The 14,923-nt window shown below is 64.1% G+C and carries 19 protein-coding genes; 8 read left to right on the top strand and 11 right to left on the bottom strand.

Features of this window, described 5'->3' with window-relative positions; all coding sequences use genetic code 11:
• Window positions 1-28 precede the first annotated feature (28 nt).
• From K9B33_RS03835 to K9B33_RS03815, 5 genes are all read right to left on the bottom strand, one after another.
• Entirely contained in the window at window positions 29-238 is a 210-nt protein-coding gene (locus tag K9B33_RS03835) for a hypothetical protein (RefSeq protein WP_082679199.1), read from the bottom strand.
• Window positions 239-297: 59 nt separating this feature from the next.
• Window positions 298-438 (bottom strand): hypothetical protein, encoded by a 141-nt coding sequence (locus K9B33_RS03830; protein ID WP_224546820.1) that lies wholly within the window; start codon window positions 436-438, stop codon window positions 298-300.
• Window positions 439-572: 134 nt separating this feature from the next.
• A complete protein-coding gene (locus K9B33_RS03825) occupies window positions 573-902 on the bottom strand; it encodes a DUF6481 family protein (RefSeq protein WP_224546818.1) in 330 nt (109 codons plus the stop codon).
• A gap of 87 nt (window positions 903-989) precedes the next feature.
• Window positions 990-1,196, bottom strand: coding sequence for a cold-shock protein (locus K9B33_RS03820; RefSeq protein WP_129927484.1), 207 nt, complete (start codon window positions 1,194-1,196; stop codon window positions 990-992).
• 325 nt (window positions 1,197-1,521) lie between these two features.
• Window positions 1,522-1,941, bottom strand: coding sequence for a MarR family winged helix-turn-helix transcriptional regulator (locus tag K9B33_RS03815; protein WP_224546816.1), 420 nt, complete (start codon window positions 1,939-1,941; stop codon window positions 1,522-1,524).
• A gap of 84 nt (window positions 1,942-2,025) precedes the next feature.
• Between K9B33_RS03815 and K9B33_RS03810 the strand changes: the two genes are divergently transcribed.
• Window positions 2,026-2,862, top strand: coding sequence for a p-hydroxycinnamoyl CoA hydratase/lyase (locus K9B33_RS03810; protein WP_224546814.1), 837 nt, complete (start codon window positions 2,026-2,028; stop codon window positions 2,860-2,862).
• 58 nt (window positions 2,863-2,920) lie between these two features.
• On the opposite strand, the gene K9B33_RS03805 is transcribed toward K9B33_RS03810, so the two are convergent.
• From K9B33_RS03805 to K9B33_RS03785, 5 genes are all read right to left on the bottom strand, one after another.
• A complete protein-coding gene (locus tag K9B33_RS03805; protein WP_224546812.1) occupies window positions 2,921-3,292 on the bottom strand; it encodes a PilZ domain-containing protein in 372 nt (123 codons plus the stop codon).
• Window positions 3,289-3,567, bottom strand: a complete 279-nt coding sequence (locus K9B33_RS03800) for a hypothetical protein (protein ID WP_224546811.1) — start codon at window positions 3,565-3,567, stop codon at window positions 3,289-3,291. The genes K9B33_RS03805 and K9B33_RS03800 overlap by 4 nt, the downstream gene beginning before the upstream one ends.
• A complete protein-coding gene (locus K9B33_RS03795; protein WP_224546810.1) occupies window positions 3,567-3,803 on the bottom strand; it encodes a hypothetical protein in 237 nt (78 codons plus the stop codon). The genes K9B33_RS03800 and K9B33_RS03795 overlap by 1 nt, the downstream gene beginning before the upstream one ends.
• Window positions 3,804-3,906: 103 nt before the next feature.
• Window positions 3,907-4,605: a histidine utilization repressor gene (hutC, locus tag K9B33_RS03790; RefSeq protein ID WP_224546809.1), complete on the bottom strand. Its 699-nt coding sequence runs from the start codon at window positions 4,603-4,605 to the stop codon at window positions 3,907-3,909.
• A complete protein-coding gene (locus K9B33_RS03785) occupies window positions 4,602-5,966 on the bottom strand; it encodes a formimidoylglutamate deiminase (RefSeq protein ID WP_224546808.1) in 1,365 nt (454 codons plus the stop codon). The genes hutC and K9B33_RS03785 overlap by 4 nt, the downstream gene beginning before the upstream one ends.
• A 73-nt stretch (window positions 5,967-6,039) precedes the next feature.
• Here K9B33_RS03785 and hutI point away from each other — a divergent pair, with 73 nt between their 5' ends.
• Genes hutI through hutU form a run of 4 tightly spaced genes read left to right on the top strand, consistent with a single transcriptional unit; the run spans window position 6,040 to window position 11,248 of the window.
• Entirely contained in the window at window positions 6,040-7,239 is a 1,200-nt protein-coding gene (hutI, locus tag K9B33_RS03780) for an imidazolonepropionase (RefSeq protein ID WP_224546807.1), read from the top strand.
• Window positions 7,236-8,765 carry a histidine ammonia-lyase gene (hutH, locus tag K9B33_RS03775; RefSeq protein ID WP_224546806.1) on the top strand — a complete coding sequence of 510 codons (1,530 nt, stop codon included), beginning with the start codon at window positions 7,236-7,238 and terminating at the stop codon, window positions 8,763-8,765. The genes hutI and hutH overlap by 4 nt, the downstream gene beginning before the upstream one ends.
• Window positions 8,762-9,568 (top strand): N-formylglutamate deformylase, encoded by an 807-nt coding sequence (gene hutG, locus K9B33_RS03770; protein WP_224546805.1) that lies wholly within the window; start codon window positions 8,762-8,764, stop codon window positions 9,566-9,568. The genes hutH and hutG overlap by 4 nt, the downstream gene beginning before the upstream one ends.
• A gap of 12 nt (window positions 9,569-9,580) precedes the next feature.
• Window positions 9,581-11,248 (top strand): urocanate hydratase, encoded by a 1,668-nt coding sequence (gene hutU / locus K9B33_RS03765; RefSeq protein WP_224546804.1) that lies wholly within the window; start codon window positions 9,581-9,583, stop codon window positions 11,246-11,248.
• 56 nt (window positions 11,249-11,304) lie between these two features.
• Here the strand turns inward: hutU and K9B33_RS03760 are convergent, their stop codons facing one another.
• A complete protein-coding gene (locus K9B33_RS03760; RefSeq protein ID WP_224546803.1) occupies window positions 11,305-12,324 on the bottom strand; it encodes a LacI family DNA-binding transcriptional regulator in 1,020 nt (339 codons plus the stop codon).
• A gap of 174 nt (window positions 12,325-12,498) precedes the next feature.
• On the opposite strand from K9B33_RS03760, the gene K9B33_RS03755 reads away from it, so the two are divergent.
• From K9B33_RS03755 to K9B33_RS03745, 3 genes are read left to right on the top strand one after another with little or no spacing between them, the layout of a single operon-like run.
• Window positions 12,499-12,798 carry a putative quinol monooxygenase gene (locus tag K9B33_RS03755; protein ID WP_224546802.1) on the top strand — a complete coding sequence of 100 codons (300 nt, stop codon included), beginning with the start codon at window positions 12,499-12,501 and terminating at the stop codon, window positions 12,796-12,798.
• 15 nt (window positions 12,799-12,813) lie between these two features.
• Window positions 12,814-14,145, top strand: coding sequence for a histidinol dehydrogenase (gene hisD / locus K9B33_RS03750; RefSeq protein ID WP_224546801.1), 1,332 nt, complete (start codon window positions 12,814-12,816; stop codon window positions 14,143-14,145).
• Between the two features lie 2 nt (window positions 14,146-14,147).
• A complete protein-coding gene (locus K9B33_RS03745) occupies window positions 14,148-14,915 on the top strand; it encodes an SDR family NAD(P)-dependent oxidoreductase (RefSeq protein ID WP_224546800.1) in 768 nt (255 codons plus the stop codon).
• The last annotated feature ends 8 nt before the right edge of the window (window positions 14,916-14,923 follow it).

Below are 14,923 nucleotides of genomic sequence, written 5' to 3'. Positions count from 1 at the left end.
CATGCCCCTTCATTGGCTTGATGCGCTGTTATTGCGTGGCATATTGTCCGGGTTGAGCCTTGAACGTGTCGCGCGCGAAATTGCGCACGGCCGCTGCCGACTTGAACACTTCATCCTGCAACTGAGATGTTACGAGCGGATAGCCCTGGGAATTATAGCGGGTTTCGCGAACAGTGAGCCGAAAATTCCCTTCCTCATCCTTGGTAATCAAAAAGGGGCGGATTTTTTCTCGGCTCATGGGTGTTCCTTATAATATTGGGAGGCCGGCAGGACATATGTCCTCCCGGCCTGCGATGTTCAGCCCAGCACGGCCGCGACGATCTGCTTCAATTCGCAGCTCGACAGGATTGCTGCTGCCGGCGTGGCCGGTCGTCCGGCCGACCGGCCGTAAGGCAGGCGGAGGGCCGGGCGGCCGCGGGTTTCGGGAGTGATATTCATTGTAAAATCCTGGCGGCCTGTGCCGCGTTCTGTTTGCAGGCGAAAGGCGCATGATCCTCCCGCAGGGCGCGCCGTTGGGACGTTAATCCCCGGATTGCCGCCTGACGGTGGAAATGCGCCATGCCTCTTCAAAATCAGGCCCGGTTCTTCCGGGCCAGATAGCGCGCGTCGCGCGCGGCCTTGCGTTCGGCTTCCGTCAGCACCGGCTTCTGGCGTGCGGCGCTTGCCGCCGCGGCTTCCAGGGCCAGCGCCCGCTTGGCGGCCTTTTCTTCCTTGGCCGCCAGAAGCGCATTCTGACGCTTTTCCCGCGCAGCCGCTTCCTTTGCGAGACGCCGTTCGGCGCGTTCCGCCGCCGCGGCCTCATCGACCGGAGGCTTGTCACGCAGTTGCTCGAGAACCGCCGTTCGGGCGCGCGCCGCCGCAGCTATGCGCTCCTGAAACTGTGGTTCCTTATATCTTTTCATGCAGAGAAATATCCTGTTGTTCCAAATGCAGGCGGGAAGGGGCCAGGCGATGGAGCCGCCCGGCCAAGTCCCCCCGATAATGCCTTGTCAGGCCGCCTGGAGATTGACTGCCGACATCTTGCCGCGCTGGTCCTTTTCCAGTTCGTAGGTCACGCGCTGGTCCTTATCGAGCGTGCGCAGGCCGGCGCGTTCGACGGCGGAAATATGGACGAAAGCATCGTCGCCGCCGGTTTCCGGAGCGATGAAGCCATAGCCCTTGTCGGCATTGAAGAATTTGACGGTTCCGGTGATCATAACGAAGTCTCCTTGTCGCAAGTCCACGGGCATACGCGACAATTCGCGCATCCCGGCTTTTAGAGGCAAATATGGGGACAAAGGAGAGCCGAAGCGGCCCGATATCCGTCAAAACGCGACGTTCAGCAAAGTGGCTTTAGCACAAGTCGCTTCAATTTCAAAATCCGGCGCTGCGCAAGGGTGGAGACGATCCGATATGCAAGCAGAAATGAGCGGCGCTGGCACGAGTCTCTTTTGTCACCAGGCGGATAGGCGATGACGCCGGGCTTGGCTTTGGGCGGCGCGTGGGGCGCCGGTCATTGTCCGTTGCCCCGCCGCAATCGGGCTACGGCGCCGTCATCCAAAGGGCATTGAGCGCCGGAACGAAATGATCCCGATGCTGCCTGGGAATGCGCGCCAACAGGTCCGCCTCGAACGCTTCGGTGATGGCCTTTGCGCGCACGAGCCGTTCCTGCCCCTCCTCGGTGAGCATGATCGCCATCGACTTGCGATCCAGCGGCCTGCGCCGGATCAGCCTCTGCGCATCCAGACGATTGAGCAGCGGCACCATGTTCGCGCGCTGAATGTCGAGGACGCGCCCGATCTCGCTCGACGTAATGTCGTCCCGCCCGTCGATCAGCAGCAAAACCGACGCCTCGGACAATTTCAGGTCGATTGCCTGCAGACGCGTGGAAAGATCATCCATCATCACATGCGCCGCCCGACGCAGGGCGTAGCCGGGCAGATGGGCAAGAGGATCGTGCATCAAGGCTCCATTATGCTATTGTACATAGCAATTAAATTATGCTATCTATCATAGCAAGCTTTAGTCAATCCGGGAAGGAATGCCATGTCTGATCGCGCAGAAGAAGATACTGTCGGCTTCAAGGTCGAAAACCGCATCGCCACTGTGTGGTTCAATCGCCCGGAGAAGCGCAACTGCATGAGCCCCAAGCTCAACCGGCAGATGATGCGGATATTGGAAGAGCTGGAATTTCGGGACGATGTCGGAGTGCTGGTGTTGACGGGCGAAGGGACGTCCTGGTCCGCCGGCATGGACCTGAAAGAATATTTCCGGGAAAATGAGCAGCAAGGCCTGCACGCGACGCGCAAGGCGCAAAGAGAGGCCTATGGCTGGTGGGAACGGCTGCGCTGGTATCAGAAGCCGACGATCGCGATGATCAACGGCTGGTGCTTCGGCGGTGCCTATGGCCCGCTTTTTGCCTGCGACTTGGCTGTCGCGGCGGAAGATGCGCAGTTTGGCCTTTCCGAAATCAACTGGGGCATCCTGCCCGGCGGCGGCGCGAGCAAGATCATCACCGAACTGACGGGGTTCCGGCGATCGATGTATCACGCCATGATGGGCGAGAACCTGACCGGCACGCAGGCGGCGGAATGGGGCCTTGTGAACGAAGCCGTGCCGGCCGCCGCGCTTGAAGCGCGCGTGACGGAAATCGCGACCGTGTTGCTGGGCAAGAATGCGGAAGCTCTGCGCGCCACGAAATGGGCCATCCGCCGCGTGCGCGAAATGACCTACCATAATGCGGAGGATTATCTGGTGCGCGCGCAGGAAGCGGCCGGCTTTTTCGACAGCGAAGGCCGCAAGGAAGCGACCCGGCAGTTTATCGACGAAAAGACATTCAAGCCGGGGCTGGGCAGCTATGATCTGGACAAGGCGAAAAGCTGATCTGTCCTATGAAGCTGATCGGTTCCGGCCGGTCCGCTTCGGCATCCCGGACGGAATTTCAACGCCGTAATTCGGCCCCGTCCAGGCGGTCCCGCGAGAATTTCGCGATCATATCCGTCAGGCTTGGAACGCTCGTCATATTATCTTGAATGACCTGTAGCGGGTCCACCATCTGGGTGAAGCGCACGCCGCACAGGTCGTCGCGAACCCAGCTGATACGCGATGCCATGTCCAGCCCCTTGGCGCGGAGCTGCACGCGACTACCGACCTTTAATCCGCGACCTTCTTCCAGCAGGCATCCGCCCGCCGAGATATCGCCGACGATCACCATGCGCGCTTCATCGCCTTCGAGCAATTCGGCTTCGAAAGCGGTGACGAAGCGCGGATGTTGCCTCCGGTCAAATCTGAAGGCCAATTTATCGACTGTCATCGCGACATTCCTTTAGCAGCGAAAGCGTCGATTTTTCGGCGCAGTTGTTCTCGATCAGGTCGAGCATCCCCGAATCTTGTCGATATTTGTGAAAAAATGGTTAACGCGGCCACCGGCCAATTTTTGCCTAGCCATTGATTTTGCTTGAAAAAGCCGAACAGCAACCCGGGAAGGCGGTCGGCGGTCGGCTGAGTGGACAAGGAAGTAAGATCAATCGAATTGCCCCCTGTGTCGACGATCTCTGCGTCCCCTCCGAACGACAAGCCGCCCGGCATCAACCGCCATTGGATGGATGACCGCTTTGCTGCGCGCCGTTGTCGACATTCACATTGTCGGCACCGGACTGACCCGTTTCGAAAAAGCCGAACCCGACTGCCACCGCCAGAAGGATGACGATCAGCAGCAGGCTGACCGCAAGGATATTACGGGTAACCCGCGTCCGCGAGCCACTTCGCGCGTCGGTCGTCGTCACATGGGTGACGCTTTCCTCTTTGTTCCCAGTCTCATCCATCGCCTTCTCCTTTGGCGCGATAACCCGCGCCCCAGATGGCAGGTTCCCTTTCCGGCGGAATACGGCCGGTTTCCCATGCTTTGAAGGGCCGGCGCGGCGGCGATCAGGCGATGAAGCGCGCGCTCAATGCATGATCGCCCGGATAAAGCAGTCTGACATGCGTGATGCGTTCTTGGGTGCGCCATGTGGCGCGTTCGATCGACAGGCATGGCGCGCCTGGATGCAGGTCCAGATGCGCCGCCTGGGCGGCGGTCGCGGCCGTCGCCGTGATGCGATGCTGCGCGTCCGTCCAGGGAACATGGCCGAGCAGCCAGCGGCCGGGGCTTTCGCGCGTAAAGTCTATATCCGCGGCGGCAGGGACGATGACAAGGTTGATGAGTCGCTCTTCCAGCGCGAAGGGCGTTCCATCGGCGCGATGGATGCCACGCAAGGCGAGTACCGGCCCCGCCGTCATCGCCAGCAGGCGACGATCATCGCTATCGCCCTCCCGTTCGATTCGCTCCAATATTTCTATGCTATGCCTGCGCCCTCGTCGTTCGACCTCCACCGCCACGTCCGGAATCTCCAGCATCGCGCGATGCATCGTCGGCGCAGCGACAAAGCTGCCCGCGCGCTTGCGCCGGTCGATCAGGCCGCGTTCGGTCAAGGCGGATATGGCCTTGTTCACGGTCATCCGCGAACAGGCATATTCGGCCATCAATTCATGCTCCGGCGGAATGCGGTGCCCCGGCTCCCACACACCCGCCATGATCCGATTTTCTATATCCTGGCGGATGCGATCGTGCAGCGTCGCCGGCTTCATGCGAGCAGATCTGCGAGCACGCGCCGATAGCGCGCGGCAATACGGTCGCGATGGATATGCCGGCCTTGCTCGACGACGCGGCGACCGCGCCGCCAGACGCCGTCAATCGCCGACCGACCTGCGGCGAAGATCAACCCGTCGAGGATCGCATCCCCCTGCCGCCCGGCCAGAGAAGGATGATCGCCGTCGATCGTAAGAAAATCCGCCGATGCCCCCTTAGCCAGGGCGGCCGGGGCGCCAAGCGCACGCGCCCCGCCCTGCAACGCGCCGCGAAAGAGCGCGCCGCCGGTCGATCCGCCCGCCGACGCCATGACATTACGACCGCGCGCGCCCAACCGCTGACCATATTCCAGGAGACGCAGTTCTTCGGTCGCGTCGATCAATATGTTGGAATCCGACCCGATGCCATAACCGCCGCCGGCCGCCATGAATCCGGCGGCCGGGAACAGGCCGTCGCCCAGATTGGCCTCGGTAATCGGGCAGAGGCCCGCCACGGCGCCGCTTGCCGCCAGCGCTTGCGTTTCCGTGTCGGTCATATGGGTCGCATGGACGAAGCACCAGCGGCTGTCGACCGCCATATTGGCCAACAGCCATTCGACCGGGCGAGCGCCGCTCCAGGCGACGCAATCCTCCACCTCCTTCACCTGCTCGGCGACATGGATATGGATCGGCCCGTCGCTCAGCGCGGCCAGCGCGCTCAGTTGTGGCGGCGTCACCGCGCGCAGGCTGTGGGGAGCGACGCCCAATATCGCATCCGGTAAAAGGGAAAGGCCGGTGCGCAGCCGGTCGAGGAGCGCCGCAAAACCGTCCATGTCATGCAGGAAGCGGCGCTGTCCGTCGCCGGGCGGCAGGCCGCCGAAGCCGGCATGGGCATAGAAGACCGGCAGATGGGTGAGTGCAATGCCGCTGTCCTGCGCCGCCGCGACGATCGCGGCGCTCATGGCCGCGGGATCGGCAAAGCGGCGACCGTCACGGTCATGATGGAGATAGTGAAACTCCCCGACGCGGGTAAAGCCGCCCTCCAGCATCTCGACATAGGCGAGAGCGGCGATCGCCTGAAGCTGGTCGGGCGTCACGCGATCGACGAAGCGATACATGGTTTCGCGCCAGGTCCAGAAACTGTCGTTCGTCGATCCGCGAACCTCCGCGAGACCGGCCATGCCGCGCTGAAAGGCGTGGCTGTGCAGGTTGGGCAGGCCGGGGAGGGCGATACCGTGCCGATCGTCACCGGTCTGGGCGTGGGCGCCACATATGATCGAGGCGATCACCCCATCGCTGATGGCGATCCGCACATCATCCGCCCAGCCCTCTGGCAGCAGGGCCGTGGCGAAATGCACGAAATGGCTTGCGTTCGCATTCATCGGCTGGCCTCCGATATTATGTCTATACATTATTATTCATCGGTGCAATGCTCGGAGGGCAGGGAGATTCGACATGCAATGCGATCGACTTTGGAGGGATGCGCGGTTGGCGACGATGGCGGGCGAAGGCCTGGGCGTCATCGACGATGGCGTGATCGCCGCTGTCGACGGGCGCATCATCCATGTCGGCTCCGCCGCCGACGCGCCTACCTTCGAAGCGGACGAGGTGATCGGCTGCGACGGGCGCTGGATAACGCCCGGCCTGATCGACTGCCACACCCATCTGGTCCATGCCGGGAATCGCGCACAGGAATTCGAACTGCGGCTGGCCGGCGCCTCCTATGAGGCGATTGCACGGGCGGGCGGTGGCATTTTGTCGACGATGCGCGCGACGCGAGCGGCCAGCGAAGCGCAACTGGTCGGAAGCGCCATGCGGCGGCTGGATGCGCTGATCGACGAAGGGGTGACCACGGTCGAGATCAAGTCCGGCTACGGCCTGACGTGCGACGACGAGATCAAGATGCTGCGCGCCGCCCGCGCGTTGGGCAAAGAACGGCCCGTCACCATTCACACGACCTTCCTGGGCGCGCATGCCGTCCCACCCGAATATGCAGGCGATTCCGACGGCTATATAGACCTGGTCTGCGAGGACATGCTGCCCGCGGCCGCCGGTCTGGGCCTGGTCGACGCGGTCGATGCGTTTTGCGAAGGGATCGGCTTTTCGGCCGATCAGACCGGCCGCGTATTCGGCGCCGCGCGCACGCTGGGGCTGCCGGTCAAGCTGCACGCCGAACAGCTTTCCAACCTTAACGGCGCCAGGCTGGCGGCCGAAGCGGGCGCGCTGTCGGCCGATCATCTCGAACATCTCGACACGGAAGGCGTCGCCGCCATGGCGCGGGCCGGAACGGTCGCGACCTTGTTGCCGGGCGCCTATTATTTCACTCGCGAAACCCGGTTGCCGCCGATCGAGGGACTGCGCGCCGCCGGCGTGCCGATCGCGCTCGCGACCGATTGCAACCCCGGCACGTCGCCGCTGACGTCGATTCTTCTCGTCATGAACATGGGCGCGACCCTGTTCCGCCTGACCGTCGAGGAATGCCTGCTGGGTGTCACGCGCCACGCGGCCCGCGCGCTGGGATCGAGCGACGAAACCGGCACGATCGAGGCGGGCAAGAGCTGCGACCTTGCCATCTGGGACATCGAACGTCCGGCCGAACTCGTTTATCGCATGGGGCATAACCCGCTCCATGCCCGCATCTGGAAGGGCCTATGAGCCAGATCATTCTTACCCCCGGCGAAACCAGTCTGAGCCAGTGGCGCGCCATCTACCGGGGCGCAACGCCCTATATCGATCCTGCCAGCGCGCCGGCGATCGTGGCGAGCGCGCTGGCGGTCGAGCGCATCCTGGCGCGACATCAGCCGGTCTATGGCATCAACACCGGCTTCGGCAAACTGGCGAGCGTCCGGATTGGCGACGCGGATCTGGCGACGCTCCAGCGCAATATCGTTCTCAGCCATGCGGCCGGCACGGGAGAGCCCTCGCCGGTCCCGATCATACGACTGATGATGGCGCTCAAGCTCGTCAGCCTCGCTCAGGGCGCGTCGGGCGTGAAGCCGGAAACGGTGGCGATGCTCGAAGCCCTGTTGCAGCACGGCCTGACGCCGGTCGTGCCGTCGCAGGGGTCGGTGGGCGCGAGCGGCGATCTTGCGCCGCTGGCGCATATGGCCGCGGCGATGATCGGCGTCGGCGAAATCGATATGAATGGCCAGCGCCTGCCCGCTGGCGCCGCGCTGGAGCGGGCCGGCCTGTCTCCCCTGACGCTTGGCCCGAAGGAGGGGCTGGCGCTGCTCAACGGCACTCAGTTTTCGACCGCCAACGCCCTCGCGGGCCTGTTCGAAACGGAAAATCTGTTCCAGTCCGCGCTGATCACCGGCGCACTCGCGACCGAAGCGGCGAAGGGATCGGACACGCCTTTCGATCCGCGCATTCATGCATTGCGCCGCCAGCCGGGCCAGATCGAAACCGCCAGGGCGCTGCGGGAACTGACGGCGGGATCGGCGATCCGCGCGAGCCATCTGGAAAATGATGCGCGGGTGCAGGACCCCTATTGCCTGCGCTGCCAGCCGCAGGTGATGGGGGCGGTGCTGGACCTGATGCGCCAGGCTGCGACGACATTGGCGATCGAGGCCAATGGCGTATCCGACAATCCGTTGATCTTCCCCGACACGGACGAGGCACTCTCCGGCGGCAATTTCCATGCCGAACCGGTCGCCTTCGCCGCTGACATGCTCGCGCTCGCCATTTGCGAAATCGGGTCGATCACCGAACGGCGCATCGCGATGCTGGTCGATCCGGCCCTGTCCGGTCTGCCCGCTTTCCTGACGCCGCGGCCGGGACTCAATTCCGGTTTCATGATTCCGCAAGTGACCGCCGCGGCCCTGGTGTCCGAAAACAAGCAGCGCGCGACCCCGGCCAGCGTCGATTCCCTGCCAACCTCCGCCAATCAGGAAGACCATGTGTCGATGGCCGCACATGGCAGCCGACGCTTGCTGGACATGACGCGCAATGCGGGAGCCGTCATCGGTATCGAATTGCTGGCGGCCGTGCAGGGGTGCGATTTCCATGCGCCGCTGGCGTCCAGTCCCGCGCTGGAGCGCGCCCGTGCCCGCCTGCGCCGCGACGTTCCGATGCTGGAGGATGATCGCCATTTCCACCCGGATATGGAGGCGGCCAACGCCATCATTCGATCGGGCGCCTTGATCGTAGCGGCGGGCATAGACTTGCCGGGCCTGTCATGACCGACTGGATCGACATCATATCCGGCGATGCGCCGCTGGTGATCGGCCTGCCGCATACGGGGACCGATATTCCGGCGGAGCTGGAGAATCGTTTCGTGTCGCCCTGGCTGGCGCGCAAGGATGCCGACTGGTGGATCGACCGGCTCTACGCCTTCGCCGCCGACATGGGGGCGACTATGGTGCGGACCCGCCTGTCGCGCAGCGTGATCGACTGCAACCGCGATCCGTCCGGCCAGTCGCTCTATCCAGGACAGACGACGACAGGGCTGTGCCCGACCGAAACATTCGACGGCGAACCGCTCTATCATGTGGACCAGGAGCCGGACGAGATGGAGATTGCGCATCGGCGCACCGCCTATTTCAACCCCTATCATGCGGCCTTGTCGGCGGAACTCGATCGGCTTCACGCTCTGCATGGGAAGGTCGTGCTGTACGACGCCCATTCGATCCGCAGCCATGTACCCCGATTGTTCGACGGCCAACTGCCGCAATATAATATCGGCACGGATGGCGGCACGACCTGCGATCCCGTTCTGGAGGAGGCCGTGGTCGGCACGGTCGGGGCGATCGGGCGCAACCATGTCCTCAACGGGCGCTTCCGGGGTGGCTGGACGACGCGTCACTATGGCCGACCGGCGGAAGGCTATCATGCGATCCAGATGGAACTCGCCATGGGCGGCTATCTGGTCGAGCCGGCGCGGCCATCGCCCGGCAACTGGCCACCGCCTTTCGATCCTGCGACCCCGCTGATCGCCGACCTCAAAACCATCATCGCGGCGTGCATCGCCTTTGCCCGCGCCTGAAGGAGTATCGCCATGACCCGCCTCGACAACAGCCGCATCATCCACCCCGCCACCGGCACCGCATTGTCCGCCAAAAGCTGGCTGACCGAAGCGCCGCTGCGCATGTTGATGAACAACCTGCACCCCGACGTCGCCGAACGGCCGGAGGAACTGGTCGTCTATGGCGGCATCGGCCGTGCCGCGCGCGACTGGGAGAGTTACGACAAGATCGTGGAAGCGCTGCGCGGACTTGACGACGACCAGACCCTGCTGGTGCAATCGGGCAAGCCGGTCGGCGTCTTTCGCACGCACGCCGATGCCCCCCGTGTGCTGATCGCCAACAGCAATCTGGTGCCAAAATGGGCGAATTGGGAGCATTTCGCCGAACTGGATCGCAAGGGGCTGGCCATGTACGGCCAGATGACGGCGGGTAGCTGGATCTATATCGGCACCCAGGGCATCGTGCAGGGCACCTATGAAACCTTCGTCGAGATGGGCCGCCAGCATTATGGCGGCGATCTGTCGGGCCGCTGGCTGCTGACGGCGGGCCTGGGCGGCATGGGCGGGGCACAGCCCCTTGCCGCGGTGATGGCGGGGGCCTCCTGCCTGGCGATCGAATGCCAGCCCAGCCGGATCGAGATGCGCCTGCGCACCGGCTATCTTGATCGTGCGGCGGACACGATCGACGAGGCGATGGCGATCATCGAGCAAGCCAATGCCGCAAACACGCCCGTTTCGGTCGGCCTGCTCGGCAATGCCGCCGACCTCCTGCCCGAAATCTACCGCCGCGGCATCCGGCCCGATCTGCTGACCGACCAGACGTCGGCCCATGATCCGGTCAACGGCTATCTGCCCTCCGGCTGGACAGTCGCGCAATGGATCGAACAGCGCGAACGCGCGCCTGAAACCGTCGCGGCGGCAGCCAAGGCGTCGATGGCCATCCACGTCCAGGCGATGCTCGATTTCCAGGCGGCAGGCGTACCGACCGTCGATTATGGCAACAACATCCGGCAGGTGGCGAAGGATGAGGGCGTAGCGAACGCCTTCGACTTTCCCGGCTTCGTCCCCGCCTATATTCGCCCGCTCTTCTGCCGCGGAATCGGCCCGTTCCGCTGGGCGGCGCTGTCGGGCGACCCCGAAGATATTTATCGCACCGACGCCAAGGTGAAGGAACTGCTGCCCGACAACGCGCCACTCCACCGCTGGCTCGACATGGCGCGGGAGAAAATCCGGTTCCAGGGCCTGCCGGCGCGCATCTGTTGGGTGGGCCTTGGCGACCGCCACCGGCTGGGACTGGCCTTCAACAAGATGGTGGCGACAGGCGAACTGAAGGCCCCGGTGGTGATCGGCCGGGATCATCTGGATAGCGGATCGGTCGCCAGCCCCAATCGCGAGACGGAAGCCATGCGCGACGGATCGGATGCGGTATCCGACTGGCCGTTGCTCAATGCGCTGCTCAACACCGCCAGCGGCGCGACATGGGTGTCCCTGCATCATGGCGGCGGGGTCGGCATGGGCTATTCGCAACATAGCGGCATGGTGATCGTCGCGGACGGCAGCGAAGCGGCGGCGCGGCGGCTGGAGCGGGTGCTGTGGAACGACCCGGCGACGGGCGTCATGCGCCATGCCGACGCGGGCTATGACATCGCCCTGAGATGCGCGCGCGAAAAGGGCCTCGACCTGCCGGGCATATTGGACTGAACCGGGCGGCGATCGCAACGGGCAGGCAGCGGGCCTCTATCCCTCGATGATCGCGGTCATCGCGGACGGATCGTCCGGCTGCTGCCGCGGACCACCAGTCCACCATCGACCACCACATCCTCATGCCGATCGGGATCGTCGCGGAGGGCCAGGATCAGCCGCAACACTTCGTCGACCATGCGCTGCGCAGGCTGGGCATAGCTGGTGAGGGAAAAAGCCGGCCATGCGGCCATCGCCACATCGTCATAGCCTACGATCGAGATTTCCCTGCCGACATCCAGCCCAAATTCATGCCGCGCGACATTGATCGCGGCGATCGCCATATTGTCATTGGCGCAGAAGATGGCGTCGGGCCGATCCTGGCCGGCCAGCAATTGCCGCGTTGCAGCGGTGGCGACCTCGGTCCGATAGTCGCCGGCTGCGCGAAGGGGCGCAGTTGCGCCCTGTTCGGCAAGATAGCCGAAAAAGGCCTTTTCGCGTTGCATGTTGGTGGATGAACCATCCGCGCCGGCGATGAAGGCCATGCGGCGGTGGTCGCCCGCCAGCAAATGGGCCGCAATGGTGCGTGCGCCGATGCCATTGTCGCCGATCACGCTGGAGGCGGCATGGTCCTGCGTCGTGCGATTGTAGAGGACCACGGGCACTTGCGCCTTGCGACATTCTTCCGCCAGGCCAGACGACAGGCCGACGGACAGCAGCACCAGTGCATCGAGGCGATAATGCAGGATTTCGTTGATGGACGGCTCGCCGCCGCCTTGGGCCTCGGCCGGGAAGAGCAGCAGCCTAAGCCCGGCCTCATCGAGCGTTCGCGACAATAGCTGCAACGTCTCCACGAAGAAGGGGTTGGACAGATCGCCGACGCCCACGCCCACGATGTTGGAGCGGCCGCTGATCAGCGAGCGCGCGAGCAGGTTGGGGCGATAGCCGAGCCGCGTTGCGGCGTCCATGATGCGCGCGCGCGTGTCGGGGGCCACGCTGGCGCCGGGCGTAAAGGCGCGCGACACCGCGGACTGGGACACCCCGGCCGCGCGGGCGACGTCATGGGCGGTGATGAAGGAGCGGTCGCTGATGGTCACGGCCCTTCTTCGCAAGAGTTGCAGGAATGAGCAACCGCCGATCATGTTTGTTGAATATGATTGCAAGCATATTTCGACCTTTACCTATGATTCAGCATTCTATCCGCGAAGAGCGTTGCGAAAATAGTGATGCATAAGTATGCAATCAATATCGCGATTCGGGGAGAGACCGGCATGATCAGGGAAGTGGCGCGGATCGAGATTGATCCGGCGGATGCGGAGCGCTTCGAGACCGCGGTCGCGCTGGCGACCCCGCATTTTCGCGCAGCGGACGGGTGCCGCAGTTTTCGGCTCGACCGGTCGGTGGATCGGCCGGGTCATTATCGACTGGTCGTGGGCTGGGACACCGTCGCCGCGCATGTCGACGGCTTCCGCAATTCGCCCGGTTATCAGGCGTGGCGCGCGCTGGTCGGCCCATTTTTCGTCACACCGCCGGACGTGGATCATGTCGAGACGGCGGTGAATGGCTTTTAAACGAGGATCAGCAATATGGCTCAATATCTGAAGCGTGGCGCAACCGCCGAAGCGAAAGCGGATGCGGACCGCAAGGTGCGCGACATCGTCGAGGCGGCGCTGGCCGACATCGAAATGCGCGGCGACGCCGCCGTGCGGGAGATGTCGATCAAGTTCGACGGCTGGGACCGCGACGATTATCGGCTCAGCCAGGCGGAAATCGACGCCTGCGTCGACAGCCTGACGCCGCAGGAGCGCAAGGATATCGAATTCGCGCAGACGCAGGTGCGCAATTTCGCCCAGATTCAGCGCGCATCGATGCACGATGTCGAGGTGGAAACGCTGCCGGGCGTGATTCTGGGACACAGGAATCTGCCGGTGAACGCCGCAGGCTGCTATGTGCCCGGCGGCAAATATCCGTTGCTCGCGTCCGCGCACATGTCGGTCATCACCGCCAAGGTGGCGGGTGTTCCGCGGGTCATCACCTGCGCGCCGCCCTTCCAGGGGCAGCCTGCGCGGGCCATCGTGGCGGCGCAGGCCATGGCCGGAGCGGACGCCATCTATGCGCTGGGCGGCATCCAGGCGATCGGCGCCATGGCGCTGGGGACGCAGAGCATCGATCCGATCGACATATTGGTCGGACCGGGCAACGCCTTCGTCGCAGAAGCCAAGCGCCAGTTGTTCGGCCGGGTCGGCATCGACCTGTTCGCCGGCCCGACCGAGACGCTGGTGATCGCCGACGAGATTGGCTGCGACGCGGAACTGGCCGCGACCGATCTGCTGGGGCAGGCGGAACATGGGCCGGACAGCCCGGCGGTGCTGCTCACCACATCGGAAAAGCTGGCGCGCGAGACGATGCGGGAAATCGAACGCCTGCTGATGATCCTGCCGACCGCCGATTATGCGCGCAAGGCGTGGGAAACCTATGGCGAAGTGATCGTGGCGGAAGATGATGCCGAAATGGTTCGGATTGCGGATGCGATCGCTTCGGAGCATGTTCAGGTAATGACCGCAGACCCCGATTATTTCCTGCAGAACATGACCAATTACGGCGCCCTGTTCCTGGGCGCGCGCACCAATGTCAGCTTTGGCGACAAGGTGATCGGCACCAATCATACGCTGCCGACCAGAAAGTCGGCCCGCTATACCGGCGGGCTGTGGGTCGGCAAGTTCATCAAGACCTGCACCTATCAGAAAGTGCTGACCGATGCGGCATCTGCACTGGTCGGCGAATATTGCAGCCGCCTGTGCGGGCTGGAGGGCTTCGCCGGCCATGGCGAACAGGCGAATATCCGCGTGCGCCGTTACGGCGGACGCAACGTGCCCTATGCCGGCATGGCGGAACCGACCCCGGCGACGGCCGCCTGAGCATGGACACACTACCGACGACGCCGAGTTTCCGGCTGGACGGCAAACGGGCGCTGGTGACCGGGGCAGGGCGGGGCATCGGCCTCGCCTGCGCGGCGGCGCTGGGGCAGGCGGGCGCGCATGTCACCCTCGCCGCCCGCAGCCATGGCGAGGTCGAGGCAGGCGCGCAGGCGATCCGCACGGCGGGCGGCCAGGCCGACGCACTGCTGCTCGACGTCAACGACGTGACTGGCACGGCGCAGGCGCTCGACGGCGTCGCGCCGTTCGACATACTGCTCAACAATGCCGGCACCAACCGGCCCAAGCCTTTTACCGATGTGTCGGAAGAGGATTATGACGCCGTGCTGGGCCTCAATCTGCGCGCCGCCTTCTTCGTCGCCCAGAGCGTGGCGCGGCGGATGATCGATGCGGGGGTGCGCGGGTCGATCATCCATATGGGGTCGCAGATGGGCCATGTCGGCGGTCCGCGCCGTTCGCTTTATTGCGCATCCAAATGGGGGCTGGAGGGATTGAGCAAGGCGATGGCCCTCGATTTGGCACCCCATGGCATCCGATCCAACACCATCGCCCCGACCTTCATCGAAACGCCGATGACCAAACCCTTTTTCGAGGACAAGGCATTCCTCGCCAGCGTGCTGGACAAGATCAAGCTCGGCCGACTGGGCACAGTGGAGGATCTGATGGGCGTGGCGGTGTTTCTCGCCTCGGATGCGGCGGCGCTGATGACCGGCACCAGCCTGGTGGTGGATGGGGGCTGGACCGCGGACTGATCTGACGG

This window comes from Sphingobium sp. 3R8 (assembly GCF_020166615.1).
GTDB classification, from domain to species: domain Bacteria; phylum Pseudomonadota; class Alphaproteobacteria; order Sphingomonadales; family Sphingomonadaceae; genus Sphingobium; species Sphingobium bisphenolicum.
Note: the sequence above shows the minus strand (reverse complement) of the source record. Positions and strands in the feature narration are given on the sequence as shown.